This window comes from Eubacteriaceae bacterium Marseille-Q4139 (assembly GCA_018223415.1).
Lineage (GTDB): Bacteria > Bacillota > Clostridia > Lachnospirales > Lachnospiraceae > CABSIM01.
On the sequence record JAGTTQ010000001.1, the window covers coordinates 1794279 to 1811875 of the forward strand.

Below are 17597 nucleotides of genomic sequence, written 5' to 3' on the forward strand. Positions count from 1 at the left end.
ATTTGAACGGTATGCTGGCGATTGAGAGAAAGAAATTTATCCTGAATTACCTGAAGGAACATGGCAATATAACGACCAACGAAGTCTGCCGGCTTCTGGGTGTATCCCCGGCAACGGCAAGAAATGATTTGAACCGCCTGGAAAAGGAAAAGCTGATTTTAAAGACGCATGGCGGCGCATCGCTTCTGGAGACGGAGAGCGCGGCGGCGGCAGCGTCTTTTGCGTTTGGAGAGAGACAGCAGGAACACCGCGGGGAGAAAGAGGCAATCGCAGAAGCGGCCGTGCGGCTTGTGGAAGACAATCAGTGCATCATCCTGGACGCCAGCTCGACGGCTCTGACCCTCGCCAGGAAGCTTAAGCGGTTTGACCGCCTGATTGTGGTGACAAACGGCGTTTATACGATGCTGGAACTGAAGGACATGCCGAATATTACGGTAATTTTCATCGGCGGGATTGTCACGAAAAAATCCGGCTCCGTCGAAGGTCTCCTTGGAAAAGACCTCTTAAGCCATATCAATGCGGATTATGCCTTTGTCTCGGCGAGAGGGTTTACCCTGGAAGAAGGCCTGACGGATTTTAATATTTATGAGTCGGAGTTAAAGAAGGAGATGCTCCGCCATTCCAGGACATGTGTGGCGATGGTGGATTCCTCGAAGCTCGAGACGACGTCGACAGCCAATTTCTGCGGGGCAAAGGATGTGGATCTTCTGATTACCGATTCCGGTGCCAGGAAAGAGGACGTGGAAAAGTACCGGAAGGCGGGCGTTCAGGTGGAATGTGTGTGAGACAATGAAAATTGGTGAGGATGCGGACGGCGGGGAGGATTTTTAGCGTAGGCAATTTTTAGCGTAGGCGAAAGAAGGATTGTCATAGAATCCGGGATATGCTATGATGAGGAAGAACAACCGTGTTGCAGGGTGGCTGGCCTCTATTCTTACATAGAATGGGGGTGGTGCTGATGAAGGACTATGATTTCAAAGACTTGATGGCCTTTGGCATGTTCATTCTGGCATTGCTGACATTCGTATTTACGTTTATCAGATAATGTTTTAAGCATAGAAAACCACCCCGGAACTGATATGATACCCTCAAGTAGGACACTAAAATATAAAAAACCTACTTGGGGGTATTTTATGTCCAGAAAAAGTAAGATTGATGCACTGGAGAAAGTAAAAATTGTAGAGCAGTATCTGAATGGAGAAATCAGTCAAAAAGGTGCTGCCAAAGTATGCGGTGTGAATAAACGGAGTGTCCAGGACTGGATCCGGATCTATAAGACAGAAGGTCCGCAAGGATTATTAACACTAAAAACAAACAAGCGATATCCAAAAGACTTGAAGCTGAAGGCCGTACAAGCCTATCTTTCTGGGGAAGGTTCTTTGGATGAAATATGTGCAAGATTCGGAATCCGGCAGCATGTTCAGCTTATGAGTTGGATTAAGGTGTATAATGAAGGTAAGGAATTAAAAGAACTTACCGGAGGTAGCACCATGAAGAAAGCCAGAAAAACAACATTGGAAGAACGGATTGCCATAGTAAAAGACTGCCTTTCCCATAATCGGAATTACGGGGCAATGGCTTTGAAATATAATTGTTCTTACCAGCAGATACGGAATTGGGTAGACCGCTACGAAAAGATGGGAAGCGCAGGACTGGAGGACCGACGGGGAAAGCGTGCCGGTTCCCAGCCAAGCCGTACACCGGAAGAAGAATTGCGGGACCGCATAGCAGAACTGGAACGGAAGAACAAAGATCTACAAATGGAGAATGACCTGTTAAAAAAAGTAAGGGAATTAGAAAGGGGGCATCGCTTTCTCTAATACATAAATCATGGGAATATCAGGCAGTCAGGGAACTGGCTGAAACAAAAGGATATCCGGTCAGACAAATGTGTCTCTACCTTGGGATCAGCCGTTCAGCCTATTACCATTGGCCGAAGTATCCGAAAAGTGAAGGCGAGCGCAAAAATGAACAGATTGCAGATTTGATCAAAGAGATCCATCGGCTCCATCCAGATATGGGATACCGACGGATCCGTGATGAACTGGCTGTAAAGTATGAAATGCCCTATAATGATAAACGGGTCCTGCGGATCTGTCGTAAGATAGGAATCCAGTCACCTATCAAATGGAGACCGAAGAGCTGTACAAAAGCAGACCGAAATCTGGCTCATATTGCAAAGAACTACCTTCATCGGGAATTCCATGCAGACCGTCCAAATGAGAAATGGCTGACAGACGTAACAGAGTTTAAATATTATACCGGATTGGAAGTCCACAAAATTTATCTGAGTGCAATCCTCGATCTGTGTGACCGCAGGATTGTAGCATTTAAAATCAGTAGCCGTAATGATAATGCCCTTGTAATGGATACGTTTGACGAGGCGGTGTCTTTAGAACCGGATGCGCATCCGCTTTTTCATTCGGACAGAGGATTTTAATATACAAGCCCGGCGTTTTACAACCGTCTGAAAAAGCACCATATGAAACAGAGTATGATATGCTCCCTTCTAGGTAGACAGTTGAAATAATAAAACTGTTTATCAAGGAGGGAGCATTTCTTATGCGTAAATATTCTGCTGAAGATAAATTACGAATGGTAAAGCTTATTTTGGAAGCTAAACATAGTATTACATCTGTATCAACAGGAGAAGGAATTCATCCTACTACTTTAGAAGAATGGATTCGTAATTATCAGTCTATGGGTTCAGAAACCTTTTACAACAAAGGATGGACCAAAAGAACTTCCGCCGAGAAAGAGATTGCTGTACAAGAGTATCTTTCTGGTCTTGGTTCACTACGTGATATTTGTAAAAAACATAAAATTTCCAGTACTCGTACACTCAGGAAATGGATTGCGCTGTATAATGGTCATAAGGAGCTAAAGGCTTCCAGAACAGGAGGATGTAGTCTTATGACCAAAGGAAGAAAAACAACGTTTGAAGAAAGAGTGGAAATTGCATCCTACTGCATTTCCCATGGCCATAACTATGCTGAAACATCAGAAAACTTTAAGGTGTCCTATCAGCAGGCACGAAATTACACTATCAAATACGAAACAGGCGGAGTTCCTGCATTACAGGATAACCGCGGCAAAAGAAAATCGGAAGATTCTCTTACAGAGGTGGAAAAGCTTCAAGCGGAGTTGAAACTGGAAAAAGCCAAACGGCAACGTGCAGAAATGGAGTTATCATTCTTAAAAAAATTAGAGGAAATCGAAAGGAGGCGGGGCTGAGCCTGATCCGCCACGAGCATATCTATCAGGCTGTCAAAGAAGAACAGGAAGAACACGATTATCCGATACAGGAGCTTTGTAAGATTGGCGGTGTTTCAAGGGCGGCTTATTACAAATGGCTGAACCATGAAATGTCAGAGAATGAACAGGAAAACCGAAAAATTGCGGAACTGATAGAAAAAATCCACATAGAATCACCTGATAAGGGTTATCGCAGAATCCGTGATGAGTTGGAGCGTTACCATGACATTGATGTAAATGATAAACGTGTTTTGCGCATCTGCCGGAAACTTGGTATCAAATCCACTATCAAATATGCAAACGATAGCTGTACAAGACAGGCTGCAAATCCACAGTACATAGCCGAAAATATCCTGAATCGTGAATTCACGGCAGAAGCTCCGAATGAAAAGTGGTTGACCGATGTAACGGAATTTCATTACTATATCGGAATTGAAAAGCACAAGGTATATTTAAGTGCAATTCTTGACCTGTATGACCGAAGAATCGTATCCTACCGTATTGGCGACAGTAATAGTAATGCATTAGTGTTTGATACCTTTGATGATGCAGTCAAAGATAATCCTGAAGCACATCCAATGTTTCACAGTGACAGAGGCTTTCAATACACCAATAGAGCCTTTCATGCAAAACTTGAAGCAGCAGGGATGATGCAGAGCATGTCCAGAGTAGCAAAGTGTATCGATAATGGACCAATGGAAGGATTCTGGGGAATTCTAAAACGGGAGCGTTATTATGGTAAACGATTTATGGACAGAGAATCACTGGTGGTCATGATAGAGAAATATATCAATTACTATAACAACAGACGTTTGCAGAGGAAGCTTGGTATAGTAACACCAATGGAGAAACACGAAAAATATTTACAGGCAGCGTAAAAATCTGCCAGCAGGTGATACCTACTGGCAGAAAAAAATTATATTTTTTTGATTGTCTACTTGACGGGAAGCAGTTCAGCGACTCTGGGGCTTTTCGTATTCCCGAAGGAAAGATTTATTTCGTTTGTCTATCTAAAACAACATCTCCACCATCTGATAAAAATTTTTCGCCTCCCAGGCGCTTCTTCCCACGAAAAGCCCGTCCACGTCCGGCTGGTTTAAATAGCCGGCGGCGTTTTGAGGGTTGACGCTGCCTCCGTAAAGGAGCGGGATGTCTGCACCGGCCGAACCGAACAGCTCTGTCAGGCAGCGGCGCATGGCGTGATGGCGCTCGCCCACATACCCGGCATCGGCGGGCACACCCGAAGTGCCAATGGCCCAGACCGGCTCGTAGGCAATCCGGAGCATGGAAATGGCTTCTTTCGGATATCCGTAAAGATCCTGTTTTAACTGCATCCGCAGCGTCTCGTCGCTTACACCGGCGTTTTTCTGAGCTGCTGTTTCACCGACGCATAACAGCGGGCTCAGGGCGTTTTGGACGGCTGACAGGACTTTTTTATTTAATTCTCCGTCGGTTTCCCCGAAGATATGGCGGCGCTCGGAATGGCCCAGCATAACCATGGATACGCCAAGCTCGGTCAGCATTTTTGCAGATACCTCGCCGGTGAACTGCCCCTCTGTGGCCCAGTGCATGTTTTGGGCGCCTAAAAGGATCTGCGAATCCTTCAGGCAGCCGGCCGCCGTCTCCAGAGAAGGAGAGGAGGGAATGACAAAGAGTGTGAGAGCTTCTTTTTTCTTATCATGAAACAGCCGTGTCAGTTCACCGAGAAATTGTGCCGTTTCGTGAGCCGTCTTGTACATTTTTAAATTGGTGCCAAAATAGCGGGGTCTCATGGGCATTCCCTCCTTTACGAGTATTTTATAATAAAATTCGATAAAAATCAATATAAATAATTAAAAAACGAAAAATGTACTTGATAAAACGATAGAAATATAATATTATATGATTGAAAACAATAATTTTCGACAGAAAAGCATAAAAATGAACAGGAATACAATGGAGGAGGGATTATCTGTGAAGCTGGCAATCGGATGTGATGAGGCGGCGTACCGCCTGAAAAAGGTGATTATGGATCATCTCGACGAAAAGGGGATCGAATATCAGGATTTCGGTGCGGCAGAGGGGGAGACGGTTCTCTACCCGGATGTGGCGGTGCAGGTGGCTGAGGCCGTGGCGCGCCATGAGTTTGAGCGGGCGATTCTCGTCTGCGGCACGGGAATCGGCATGTCGATTACGGCCAACAAGGTGCCGGGAGTCCGGGCTGCCGTCTGCCATGACGCTTATTCGGCGCAGCGGGCGCGGATGAGCAACGATGCTCAGATCCTCTGCATGGGTGAGCGGGTGATCGGTGTGGAACTGGCGAAGGTTCTTGTGGATATCTGGCTGGAAAGTGAGTTTTCCGGTGGACGGTCGCTTCCGAAGGTGGAGAGGATCAATGCCTATGAAAAGAAGTTTTTAAAGGAACCGGTTCAGTAAAACTGGCAGGTTTCTGATGGGAAAAGAAGAGATGGCTGCCCCATCGGCTTTCTGATGCGATGCGTAAGAAGCCGGCGGGGCAGCCATTTTTTATTTTTCATCCAGACATTTCAGCTTTCTCCAGAGCGTCGTGGTGCTGATGCCGAGGCGCTTGGCGGCGGCAGTCTTGTTTCCGTTGCATTCTTCCAGCGCACGCAGGACGTATTCCGGGCTCAGGGAACGGCGCGGCTTGATATAGGCGTGCGGGATCTTCGTGCTGGCGCTGTCGTGATGCTCCATCTGGAGAAGCGGCAGGACATCTTCTTTTTCCAGGGTGTAAAGCCGGCCGGAGTAAAGGACGGAAACACGCTCGGAAAAGTTGTTGAGCTCACGGATATTTCCAGGCCAGGAGTAGGAAAGCAGCACGTGGATGGCTCCGGCTGAAAAGGAAATGCCGTTCTGGCGGTGGCTCTTTAAATAAGAATAGATTAGCTCCATGATGTCCTGGTCGCGCGCCCTGAGCGGCGGGATGTCCAGATGCAGCACGTAGAGCCGGTAGTATAAATCCCGGCGGAAGCGGCCTTTTTCCACTTCCTCGAGAAGATTTTTGTTGCAGGCGGCGATGATGCGGACGTCGATGGGCGTCACCTTCGTCTCGCCGATCCTGGTGATTTCCCGCTCCTGGAGAACGCGGAGCAGACGGATCTGAGCCGACGGCGACAGTTCGCTGATCTCATCCAGGAATAAGGTTCCGCGGTGGGCCTGTTCAAAGATCCCGATTTTTCCCTCGGCGTTTGCACCGGTGAAGGCACCTTTGACATAGCCGAACAGCTCGCTTTCCAGCAGGCTTTCCGAAACGGCGCCGCAGTTGAAGGCGAGGAACGGGCCGGATTTCCGGCTGCTTTCGTTGTGGATGCTCTGGGCAAAAATTTCTTTTCCAACGCCGGATTCACCGGTAATCAGGATAGTGCTGTTTGTGTGGGCATAAAGCCGCGCGGTCTCCTTTGTGTCCTCGATGACGTCGCTGCATCCGATGATGTCGTCAAAGGTCTTTTTCGCCAGCAGATTTTTCTCGATGGACATCTTTCTGATGGTGCGCTCCAGCCCAAGGAGCTTATCAATCTTCTGGAGATTGATGACGGCGCCGTTTCCTTCATCCGGGCCGTTGATGGGCGAGATGTTTAAAAGAAGCTGCGTTCCATCCTTCACAAGAATCTGGTTTACGACCTTGTATCCCTCGGAGATGGTGCGGTCGATGTTGCTCAGGTTCAGGTACTCTGTTAAAAGCGTGCCGTGCCAGGAATCCTGCGGGATGTTTAAAATGTCCTCGGCAATCCGGTTCATGTTGGTAATTTCCATGTCCGGGTTTATGGTGATGATGCCCTCGGACACGGAATTTACGAGGGTGCTGATGAAATTGAACCGCCGCTGCTGTTCCTCTAAAAGGCCGAGCTGACGCTCTGCGGCCGCCACCGTGTCGAAGATCGCCTGGGGGTTTAGGCCGACGCTGTAAGCCGGGACGCCGAGGCGCTTGGCAGAGTTTATGACAAGCTCGTTCCCGACGATGGCGTCGATGCCCTGATTTTCCAGGGACAGGACGATTTCGTCTACATTCTGGCGGCTGGACTGGATATCGAAATCTTCTAATTCCACATAGAGCAGGCCGGGATCGATGATTTCGCAGAATTCCTTTAAGCCGATGATGTTTTTGTACCAGCCGACCAGGGCCACCTTATAGGAGAACTGGCAGGCGGTTTTGATGGCGCGGTAAAACTGCGTCAGCGGGTTCCGGAAGGGAACCACAACGGAGGAGGTGTTGTTGGAGATGATATGCTCCAGCTCCCCCTTGCAGATAATCACCTTTGTGCCTTTTTTCTCCAGCTCCCCCACAGTCTGGAGACAGATATCATAATCTGTTTTTACAACGGACATCGAAATCCCGTTGTGGCGGAAAAAGGTGTTGAGATAATTTTGGTTCGCCAGGCTGGTCGTCAGCCATACTATTTCATTTGCCATGTCATACTCTCTCTTCTTTTTCTTTCCGAAAGCTTTTTTGCTTTCCGATGTCTATGGTTCAGTTTTTCCATGCAGTGCACATATTACACTTGGCAAAATGTGAAAACATGAAATGTAATGATGAAAAAATAAATGAAACAACAAAAAATAAATATAAAGCTTCGTCGAACAATATAATACAATAAAAAACAACAGAAAACAACGGCTTTTGCCGAAAAAAATTAGTTTTCGCATAAAAAAATCAGGAAATAAAAAAGTTTGGTATGGAAATTGCTTTTTATCAGGTTAGAAGAAATTGGAGGAGGGATATTATGATTCGACAGTTTGCGCGGGAGGAGATTGTGAGGGACCTGCGGGAGAAAGTCGCAAGGAAGGAACCGATCATCATCGGCGGCGCCGGGATCGGACTTGTGGCAAAAATCGCAGATCGCTCGGGAATCGACCTGATTATGGCCTACAACACGGGGCCGTTCCGCATGGACGGGCATCCATCCTGTGTCGGGTATCTGGCTTACGGAGATTCCAATGCCATTACGATGGATTTGGGGCGGCAGATTCTTCCTGTGGTGAAAAACACACCGGTGATTGCCGGAATCGGGGCAGGAGATCCGTACCGGGACATTGACCGGCTCATCGATGAGATGATGGGCATGGGATTTTCCGGAATCACCAATGTTCCGACAGCAGGTGCCTACGACGGGAGATTCCGCCATCGCATTGACACGGCAGGTGTTGGGTATCCGGAGGAGATTAAGTTGGTGGAAAAATGCAGCAGAAAGGATATTTTCACGGTTGCATACGCTTACACGCCGGACGAGGTACGCGCTATGATCCAGGCCGGTGCGGATGTGGTCAGTGCCCATGTGGGAGCCACGTCGGGCGGTACCTGCGGCTTTGAGGACACCTATGATATGGATGAGGCGTGCAAAAGGACGCAGGAGATGTATGAGGCGGCAGTGAAGGAGAATCCGGACATCATCTTTACATGCCATGGCGGGCCGTTCGAGGGCCCCGAGGAAGTTCAGGAATGCTTTAACAGGACGGATGTACACGGGTTTGTCGGCGCGTCCAGCATCGAGAGGCTGCCGCTTGAGAGGGCGATTGCGGAGAATATTGAGAGGTTTAAGAGTCTGAGGCTTAGGTGAGATTGGAGGAGAAGGGAATATGGAGATTAAGAAATCTGTTGAGGAACTGATGCAGGAATTTGGAGAAGTAAAGCCGATTTTTGACCATGTGGGGCTTCTGACCTACGACAGGGAAAAGGCAGCGGAATTTCTTTTGTCCGTGCCAGGATCTAAAGTCCTCGTGAAAAAGACCGTGGATTTTCCGCAGGAGCTGGTGACGGTCGGCAGTGCATTAAAGATTGATATCTATCATATTGAGGTTTGCGGAATCGACGTGGAGGTAATTCAGCCGGTAGACTGCCCGGAGGCATATGTTTCTAAAAATCTTGCGGTACACGGGGACAGCTTTCACCATCTGGCTGTGACGTTCGAGAACAGCGGGCAGCATAAAGCCATGTGCAGAATCCTGGAGGAAAGAGGATACCAATGTGTTTTCGAGGCAACTCCAGGGAATCTGCTGGTACATTACTATGAACATGAAGACGGAAGCGCTATTGCACTGGAACTTAAGAGCATGAGGGAATGAGGCGTGAAAAATTGAAAAGGTAACTGTGAAATCATTGCAATTATAGAAAGAATGGGGAAAAGAATATGAGGAAACGAGCATTTTTAAGCCTGATTTTAGCAGCATCTATGTTGATGGCAGCATGCTCTTCCGGAACTGAGCAGAAGGGGACGGAGACAGCAGCGACGACGACGTCCGCAGAAACGGAAGCGGCAGAACAGACCGGAAATTCAGAAACCGAAACAGCGGATGCGGAAAATTCCGGGGAGTACCCGGAGATTAAGGTGGGGATTATTACGTTGAATCTGGAGGCGCAGTATTGGCTTGATACGGTGGCTGGTCTGGAGTCTGTGGTGGAGCCGAGAGGCGGCTCGGTTACGCTGTACAGCTCTGAGAATGACGTGCAGAAGGCCATTCAGCAGGTAGAAGATATGATTACCAAGCAATTTGATGCGATAGTCCTTACCTGCATTGATAAAGAGGGGCTTCGTCCGGCACTCCAGCAGGCACATGATGCCGGAATTCCGGTTGTCGTTTATGACAAGGCAACAAATGATACGGATCTTGTATATACGCAGATCCAGACAAACGATTACAACATCGGGTATTATCTGGCTGAAAATCTGGCAGAAGCCTTGGATTATAAGGGAAAAGTAATGTGTGTCAATACTCCGTCGGTCTCTGTTCAGGGACGTGTATCCGGATTTACAGACTGTATCGCCCAGTATCCGGATATGGAGCTGATTACAGGAGAAGCGGCAACGGCACTGGCCGATGCGACTCTGCCTGTCGTAGAAAGCCTTCTTCAGAAGGACCCGGATATCGTCGGGTGGCTTGGAATTAACGAGACGCAGAGCGTAGGTGCACTGTCTGCCATTGAAGGCGCACAGGCGGAAAATGTAAAAGTGTTCAGCCTTGAACCAAGTAAGACCATGAGAGGTTTTATGAAAGAAGGCAAAGTGGACTGCCTTGTGGATCAGCAGCCATATGTGATGGGAACAATGATCGGGGAAGCCTGCTATTCGGCTGTTGCCGGAGAGACCATGGATCCGGCAGTGGAAGTGCCTTATGGAATCGTATGGCCGGAGGATCTGGAAGAGTATGAGGCAAATTTAAAGGAAGCAGAGTAAGAGTTTCAGACTGGGGAGGACGATTATGAAGCAGGAAAATGTCCTTGAAATGAAGCATGTCAATATTTCATTCTTTGATGTACAGGTACTGCATGATGTTGATTTTTCTGTGCGGCCTGGAGAAATCCATGCATTGATGGGGGAAAATGGGGCAGGAAAATCCACTTTAATGAAAATCCTGAATGGTGTGTATAAAGCGACATCAGGAGAAATCTATATTGATGGAAAAAAAGTGACGATTTCCAGTCCAAATGATGCCAGAGACCATGGAATCAGTTTCATGCACCAGGAAATACTGATGGCGGGAAATATGACTATTGCTGAAAATATTTACATGGGCGTAGAGCCGATGGCAGGAGGGTTTGTGGATAAAAAAACCATGAACGAAAAAGCACAGAGGACATTGGATTCCCTGGGACTCAAGCTTTCTGCCGAACAGCAGGTCGGACTCCTCAGTGTTGCACAGCAGCAGATGATTGAAATAGCCCGGGCATTGTCATTTCACGCGAAAATTATCGTAATGGACGAACCGACCTCTTCTCTTACAAACAGAGAGGTGGAGGTTCTGTTTGAGCAGATCCGAAGGCTGAAAGAGCAGAATATTGCCGTAGTCTATATTTCTCATAAAATGGATGAAATTGAAGCAATCTGCGACAGGATTACGGTTCTGCGCGACGGGCATTATATTGGGACAGAAGTCATCAAAGAAGTGAGCATCGACAAAATTGTGTCCATGATGGTAGGACGTGAGCTCGGAAATATGTACGATTCTAAAGTACATCACGGTACGGAAACCGTCATGGAGATAAAGCACCTGTCGAATTACTATCTGAAGGACATCAGTTTCTCTTTAAAAAAAGGAGAGATCCTTGGGTTTGCCGGTCTGGTTGGAGCAGGGCGAACGGAGCTTGCAAGAGCAATTTTTGGAATTGACAGAATTGATGAGGGAGAAATATGGCTCAGGGGAGAAAAAATAAACTGTAAAAATCCCAAAGATGCCATTGAACTTGGCATAGGACTTGTTCCGGAGGACAGAAAAAAGCAGGGTCTAGTCCTGATGCACAGCGTTGCCTATAATCTAACCCTGGCAATTGTGGATACGTTTATAAAAAGATTCCATGTCAATTATAAGAAAGAGCAGCAGATCATTGACGAATACGCCCATAAACTATCCATTAAAATGAGCAGCCCAGAGCAAAAATGCATCAATTTAAGCGGAGGAAACCAGCAGAAGGTAGTTATATCGAAATGGCTGGCAACTGGTGCGGACGTTTTGATTCTGGATGAACCGACGAGAGGGATTGATGTCGGAGCGAAGGCAGAAATCTATCATTTGATCAGCGAACTGGCAGATAAGGGGATGTCTGTCATCGTAATTTCTTCCGAATTGCCGGAAGTCATTAACTTAAGCAGCCGTGTGGCAGTTATGCACGAAGGACGGCTTCTTGGGATTATGGACAAAGAAAAGGAAGATATAACTCAGGAAAAGATCATGATGTGTATTGCGGGAGGGACGAATGAATGAAAGGAATAAAACAACATTTTGCTGACAGCAGGAACCCTGTCGCAAAATACATAAGAAACAATATGGGTATTATGATCGGCCTTTTAACGCTGGTCGTTGTGCTTTCAATTGCATCACCATACTTTCTGACAAAAATCAATTTCACAAATGTGCTGCGCCAGGTTACAAGCAATGCACTCCTGGCATTTGCCATTACGTTCTGTTTGATTATCGGGTGTATGGATTTGACAGTTGGATCCCAGGTGGGACTTAGTGGTGTTTTGGTTGCATACTGTATGGTGAATTTTAACATGGGATTTATCCCGGCTATGGCAGTTGCGCTGCTAATGGGAGCATTCTGTGGATTTATCAACGGTTTTATTGTATCAAGAACGCAGATTCCTCCATATATCGTTACATTAGCCATGCAGAATGTTCTCAGAGGCGCTGCATATCTTGTCGCAGGCGGCATGGCAATTAAGGTGACAAACGATCAGTTTTACAACTTTGGAAATGGCTACGTTCTTGGAATCCCAATTCCGGTTATTATTTTTGTAGTCATGGGAATTATTTTGTCCATCATTCTGGAGCGGTCGGTTTATGGACGCAGAATGTTTGCAGTGGGAGGAAATAAAGAAGCAGCAGAATATTCGGGAATCAATATTAAATCAATTCAGGTAAGGACATACATGATTTCTGGTTTCCTAGCGGCCCTAGCGGGAATTATTGTCGCATCCCGTGTTTATTCGGGGCAGCCGACTTCCGGTACAAACTTTGAGCCGGATGCAATCGCAGCAGCAGTTCTTGGCGGCACGAGCTTTACGGGAGGAAGAGGCTCCATTGGCGGGACGGTCATCGGCATTCTGATTATCGGAGTGGTAGCAAACGGGCTGAATCTTTTGGAGATTCCATATTACTGGCAGATGGTAATCAAAGGGTTGATTATTCTGCTGGCAGTGTTCTTTGATACGAGAAAACATGCAAAAATAAAATAGGAGAAATCTAGGAGGTATCATAATGAAAAGGCTGGAAGGAAAAACCGCAGTTATCACAGGGGCCGGTTCTGGTTTTGGAGCTTTGAGCGCAAAGTTGTTTGCAGAAGAAGGGGCTAAAGTGGTTGTTGCAGACTGCAATGAAGAGGGCGGTATGCAGACTGTCAAGGAAATTGAAGAAAAAGGTGGAATTGCAGTTTTTATAAAGACAGATGTTACAAAATCCGAGGACTGCAAACGGATGGTTGAAACGGCAGTTGAAAAATGGGGAAAACTGGATATCATTTTCAACAATGCGGGGATAACCGGAGGCGTAAAATATGACTTTGCTCATTGTGATGAAGAAATTTTTGATCAGGTCCTTAAAGTAGATGTGAATGGGGTTTTTTACGGAATACGCCATGCGGCGCCGTACATGGTAAAAAACGGCGGCGGTTCCATCATTTCAACAGCTTCCGTTGCCGGAATGCTTGGATGCTACGGCGGCCCGGCATATAGTTCCGCCAAGGGAGCTGTGATTGCCATGACGATTGCGGCGGCAAATGAATATGGAAGATTTGGGATTCGTGCCAACTGCATTTCCCCATATGCGGCTAACACACCGATTATGAAGGACTATATGAAAACAGAGCAGGGAAGGGCAAAGCTGGAGCTGTTTAAGTCCGGAAACCCCATGGGAAAACTAGTGGATCCAAAAGCAATTGCGTATGCAGCATTGTATCTGGCATCCGATGAATCTTCCTGTACAAGCGGGCATAATCTCGTTGTGGACTGCGGTGCTACAATTCAGTCACAGCCGGTTAATATGGACATTTTTGCGGCTGACAACCCATATGAGGTTTAATACATAGCCGTAAAAGACGGAAAATTCAGCAAAAGGGGGATTTTCTATGAACAGAAAGCCCAACATCATATGCGCCGGCATGCTTGACACAAAGGGCGAAGAAATCCGCTACCTGGCGAGCCAGGTAAAAAAACGCGGCGGAAATCCCGTGATTATGGATGTGAGCCTGGGGCATGAGTCCGACTGGGCAGATATTACGCTGAGAGAGAGCCTGGCGATGACTGGGAATACGCCGGAGGATGTGTTTATCCTGGCGCGGGCGGCGGCCATCGACATTGTGGCAAAGGCAGGGACAGCGAAAATCCTGGAACTGTACCGGCAGGGACAGGTAGATGGAATCATCGGGTGGGCCGGCGGGATTGGAACCACCGTGGTGACGCACCTGATGCGTGCGCTTCCGCTTGGTGTCCCGAAGGTCATGTTGGCAACCGGCGCCTCGGGAAATACAAGGCGCTGGCTGGGCGTCTCAGATATTTACATTTCCAACCCGATCTCGGAAAAGGGCATCAACAAACTCACGAAGATGACCGTCAATAACGGCGTCTGTGCGGTTGTTGCCATGGCGAAGGAATGGGTGGAGAGAAGCGAAGCTGAGTCAGAGCCGGAGCGGCCCATGGCGGCGGTGACGCTGTACGGAACAACAACAGCGGCGGCGATTCGCTGTGATGAACATATGAGAAAAAAAGGCTGGGATACGCTGTATTTCCATCAGGTAGGCTCCGGCGCGGCTATGGAAGACTTAATCCGGGCGGGAGAGATCAAGGCTGTTTTCGACCTGACGCCAGGAGAACTTACGAACAACTATTTCCAGTCCCAGACGAATAACCCGGAGAGCTGGACGGGCGTCCGATTTACGGCTGCCTTTGATATGGGCATACCGGTGGTGGCAGCGCCGGGAGGTATTGACGAATCTCCCTTCGGCATGTGGCAGATTCTTCCGGAGGAGTATAAAAAGGAGTTTGCATCTGGAAAGCGCCAGACATATCGGGACACAGGAATGCCATACTATCACAATTCTTCCATGATTATCCTGCCGACAACGCTCCAGGAGAACAAAAAATTTTCCCAGATCATCGCGTCGAGGCTGAACCGTGCCAGAGGCCCCGCCTTGTTCCTTTTGCCATTGAAAGGGTGGTCGGCCTATGACCAGAGTGCCGCCCATGCCTCAAAGGAGATGGGATGGGCAGAGGAAGGCGACGGGCCTGTCTGGATGCCGGACGAGAGGATGCCGCAGTGGTCGAAACGGGCCACCCAGATGTGGAAGGTTCTGGAGCAGCAGATTGACAAAGGAAACGGAAATGTAGATATGATTCCATGCGACCTGCATATCCTGGATCCGGAGTTTGCAGAGCTGGCATGTGCGGCCATGGATTGCATGCTTTCCGGCACATGGAAGCCGGGAATGTTCCGGGAGCTGGATTATGTCGTTAATTGAAAGAGAGACAAAAAAGAAAGGTAAAAGGTGATGTCGATGGAGAACAGGGAATGGAAAAACAAAAAAGCTCTCCCCCACATCCTGTCCTCCATCCCCACCGCCGTCTTAGGCCGCACCACCGATCACTTCACCAAAGAAAACTACTCTGCCTCCCTCGCCAGGTACACCGACGAAATCCGGGAGATTTTTGACAGCCTCCAGGCGTGCTGCGACGCCGCCCCGGAGAAAGAAGAAGAAATCCTGCGGGCAGCCTGCGGCGCGCTCTTAGACGCAGTTTCAGACGATCTGTCCTCCAGGGACAAATACCGCCGCTTCAACGAGCGGGCGCTTAAGCTTGACACTTATAAAATGGTAATCGTCACCTACCTGACGCCGGCCGTTTATAAGATGGAACTGGGAATCAGCGAAAAATTCAACGAGATTCTTCATGAAGAGTGGCTTCTTCGCTGGCCGAAGCAGCCGTATCAGACCGTCACGGAAGAAATGATTTCTGCCGGTTTCGACAGGAAGTGGTATCAGTGCTACATCACCCAGGCCGTCTGCGGATATCTCGGGAAGCCGGACGATGGATACGAGCTGACGATGTTTCGGAATTTCCGCGACACCTATCTGGCATCGTGTCCGGACGGGCCGGTCCTCATCCGGGAATATTATGAGACGGCCCCGGCCATCGTGAGCCGAATGGAGCTCAGCGGCCAGGGCAGCCATATTTATCCCCGCCTATGGGAGACATATCTTGCGCCGTGCTTAAAGGACATCGAGCTGGGAAACTTAAGCGCATGTAAGCTTCGGTATGTAAAAATGGTGAAGGCGCTCCAGAAGGAGTACCTGTTCATGGAATGATGTCCCATGCGGATGGCATCGTCTTTAAGATGCTGTTTTCTGCAATAATTCGAGAAGCTCCCCGTTGGGCCCGGTGAAGAAGATGTTGCGGATTCCGCCGAAAATAGGCATGTCCATGGGCGCTTCTGCGCGGAAAGTGCTGATCCCGGCGGCCTTTAAATCGGAAACGGCCGCGTCGATGTCATCCACCTGGATGGCGACATGGGGGAAGAGGCCGCCCTCCGCCGTGACGGGGCTCCCGTCGTGGGGCTCGATGATTTCCAGGCTGAAGCCGGGGAGCGCCACCATGGCGAGCCGGTTCGTGCCGGCCGGTTTTTCCACCTCGGCCCGCCCGGTCACCTGTCCGCCGAGCAGCTCATAAAAGCGGATGGTGCCCTCAAGATCCGTCGTGTAAAGTGCAAGATGTGCAAGTCCGGTAAAATGTTTCATTGCAGTCATATCTCCTTTCGCAGTTCTGAGATTGTAACCGTTCAGCCATGCCATTCATAATTTGACGGATTCTATTGTATCAACCAATGAAAAATGATATTGGCCGTCAAATGATTCATGTCGGGCATCCGCCCTATATCCACATCTGACAAAATTCTGCTCTGTGAGCAAGCTCCCACGCAGCATTTTATCAGATGTGTCTGCATGGCTGAACGGTTTCCTAAAATTCTTTTGTAAAAAAGGTTTCTGCCTCCGGCCGGATCAGGAACCGTTCGGTAAGCCAGTCCCCTTTCGCATCAAAGGTCACAATTTCATATCCGGCCCTGTCGTTGTATGCCAGAGTATCGGAGCGCAGGTCGCAGCCGGTTTTTAAGGAATCGGCAGTAAACTGCGGGACGCCGTAAACGGTGCCGGTATAGCTTCCGTGTACATGGCCGTTGAAAATCCCGCGGATTTTTCCGCTCTGCAAAATCTCAGCCAGCCGCTCGGACATGGTAAGCCCCATGGATTTGGCGGCGTCCATCACGGGATGATGGAGCAGAAGAAACGCACCGCAGGCGGCCGGCTTTACGAGCTGGCTTTCCAGATAATCCAACGCATCATCGTCTAGGACGCCCTCCAGCCCGTTCTTCCATGCGCTGTCTAAAGAGATAAAGCGAAAGCCCCTGACGGAAACTGAAGCGAAATACGGGGCATCTGCCTCCGGGCCGTCAGCCGCCTCGCCAAGAAAACCCTCGCGGAAAGCACGGCGGATGTCATGGTTTCCCATGGAACAAAGCACCGGTGTGCCCGGCAGGAAGCGGTCGAACTGTTCCCTCAGATAGCGATAGGCGTCCGCAGACCCTTCATGGGTCAGATCCCCTGTCACAGCCACGAGATCCGGCTGGCGCTCTGCCAGCACGCGCAGACAGATTTCCAGATGTTTTTCCACAAATAACTGTTTTTCTTTTAGTAATGTGGATAACTGGCTCGTATCGCCGGGATTATGGTGGATATCGCTTAAGTGCGCGATTGTGATTCTGTTCATGGTTCCCTCCTTTTTATAGGAAAGTTCTCTGATACATACAGTATAAGCTCGCCGAAAGAGAAACTCAACTGGAATTTACAGCCGAAATCTCCACGCATC

General features: G+C 48.6%; 18 protein-coding genes. 14 read left to right on the plus strand and 4 right to left on the minus strand.

Translation table 11 applies throughout. The annotated features are described in order from the left end of the window. The first annotated feature begins 11 nt into the window (after positions 1 to 11). The 5 genes from KE531_08605 (at position 12) to KE531_08625 (ending at position 4133) form a co-directional block, all read left to right on the plus strand. Entirely contained in the window at positions 12 to 785 is a 774-nt protein-coding gene (locus tag KE531_08605; GenBank protein MBR9953667.1) for a DeoR/GlpR transcriptional regulator, read from the plus strand. Between the two features lie 348 nt (positions 786 to 1133). Continuing rightward, positions 1134 to 1820 carry a helix-turn-helix domain-containing protein gene (locus KE531_08610; GenBank protein ID MBR9953668.1) on the plus strand — a complete coding sequence of 229 codons (687 nt, stop codon included), beginning with the start codon at positions 1134 to 1136 and terminating at the stop codon, positions 1818 to 1820. Then, positions 1793 to 2440, plus strand: a complete 648-nt coding sequence (locus KE531_08615) for an IS3 family transposase (GenBank protein ID MBR9953669.1) — start codon at positions 1793 to 1795, stop codon at positions 2438 to 2440. The genes KE531_08610 and KE531_08615 overlap by 28 nt, the downstream gene beginning before the upstream one ends. A gap of 122 nt (positions 2441 to 2562) precedes the next feature. Beyond that, positions 2563 to 3234, plus strand: a complete 672-nt coding sequence (locus KE531_08620) for a transposase (protein ID MBR9953670.1) — start codon at positions 2563 to 2565, stop codon at positions 3232 to 3234. Further along, positions 3204 to 4133 (plus strand): IS3 family transposase, encoded by a 930-nt coding sequence (locus tag KE531_08625; protein MBR9953671.1) that lies wholly within the window; start codon positions 3204 to 3206, stop codon positions 4131 to 4133. The genes KE531_08620 and KE531_08625 overlap by 31 nt, the downstream gene beginning before the upstream one ends. 132 nt (positions 4134 to 4265) lie before the next feature. On the opposite strand, the gene KE531_08630 is transcribed toward KE531_08625, so the two are convergent. Further along, entirely contained in the window at positions 4266 to 5027 is a 762-nt protein-coding gene (locus KE531_08630) for a triose-phosphate isomerase (protein MBR9953672.1), read from the minus strand. Between the two features lie 181 nt (positions 5028 to 5208). Here KE531_08630 and rpiB point away from each other — a divergent pair, with 181 nt between their 5' ends. Then, positions 5209 to 5670, plus strand: a complete 462-nt coding sequence (gene rpiB / locus KE531_08635; GenBank protein ID MBR9953673.1) for a ribose 5-phosphate isomerase B — start codon at positions 5209 to 5211, stop codon at positions 5668 to 5670. A gap of 90 nt (positions 5671 to 5760) precedes the next feature. Here rpiB and KE531_08640 read toward each other — a convergent pair whose 3' ends face one another. Beyond that, complete coding sequence (locus KE531_08640) at positions 5761 to 7665, minus strand: sigma 54-interacting transcriptional regulator (protein MBR9953674.1); 1905 nt, start codon at positions 7663 to 7665, stop codon at positions 5761 to 5763. 311 nt (positions 7666 to 7976) lie between these two features. On the opposite strand from KE531_08640, the gene KE531_08645 reads away from it, so the two are divergent. The 8 genes from KE531_08645 to KE531_08680 all read left to right on the plus strand — a co-directional run bounded on the left by KE531_08645 (position 7977) and on the right by KE531_08680 (position 16042). Continuing rightward, positions 7977 to 8810: a phosphoenolpyruvate hydrolase family protein gene (locus KE531_08645; protein MBR9953675.1), complete on the plus strand. Its 834-nt coding sequence runs from the start codon at positions 7977 to 7979 to the stop codon at positions 8808 to 8810. 19 nt (positions 8811 to 8829) lie between these two features. Beyond that, entirely contained in the window at positions 8830 to 9315 is a 486-nt protein-coding gene (locus KE531_08650; protein ID MBR9953676.1) for a VOC family protein, read from the plus strand. Positions 9316 to 9380: 65 nt separating this feature from the next. Continuing rightward, a complete protein-coding gene (locus KE531_08655; GenBank protein MBR9953677.1) occupies positions 9381 to 10424 on the plus strand; it encodes a sugar ABC transporter substrate-binding protein in 1044 nt (347 codons plus the stop codon). A gap of 25 nt (positions 10425 to 10449) precedes the next feature. Beyond that, positions 10450 to 11949: a sugar ABC transporter ATP-binding protein gene (locus KE531_08660; protein ID MBR9953678.1), complete on the plus strand. Its 1500-nt coding sequence runs from the start codon at positions 10450 to 10452 to the stop codon at positions 11947 to 11949. Further along, entirely contained in the window at positions 11946 to 12923 is a 978-nt protein-coding gene (locus KE531_08665; GenBank protein ID MBR9953679.1) for an ABC transporter permease, read from the plus strand. The genes KE531_08660 and KE531_08665 overlap by 4 nt, the downstream gene beginning before the upstream one ends. A 22-nt stretch (positions 12924 to 12945) precedes the next feature. Further along, positions 12946 to 13764: an SDR family oxidoreductase gene (locus KE531_08670; protein ID MBR9953680.1), complete on the plus strand. Its 819-nt coding sequence runs from the start codon at positions 12946 to 12948 to the stop codon at positions 13762 to 13764. 46 nt (positions 13765 to 13810) lie between these two features. Further along, a complete protein-coding gene (locus KE531_08675; GenBank protein MBR9953681.1) occupies positions 13811 to 15199 on the plus strand; it encodes a Tm-1-like ATP-binding domain-containing protein in 1389 nt (462 codons plus the stop codon). A gap of 36 nt (positions 15200 to 15235) precedes the next feature. Then, on the plus strand, positions 15236 to 16042 hold the full coding sequence (locus KE531_08680) for a hypothetical protein (protein MBR9953682.1): 807 nt from the start codon (positions 15236 to 15238) through the stop codon (positions 16040 to 16042). Between the two features lie 24 nt (positions 16043 to 16066). Here KE531_08680 and KE531_08685 read toward each other — a convergent pair whose 3' ends face one another. Together KE531_08685 and KE531_08690 are read right to left on the minus strand one after the other, a co-directional pair. Next, positions 16067 to 16471, minus strand: coding sequence for a VOC family protein (locus KE531_08685; GenBank protein MBR9953683.1), 405 nt, complete (start codon positions 16469 to 16471; stop codon positions 16067 to 16069). A gap of 220 nt (positions 16472 to 16691) precedes the next feature. Then, complete coding sequence (locus KE531_08690) at positions 16692 to 17498, minus strand: metallophosphoesterase (protein MBR9953684.1); 807 nt, start codon at positions 17496 to 17498, stop codon at positions 16692 to 16694. Positions 17499 to 17597 lie beyond the last annotated feature (99 nt).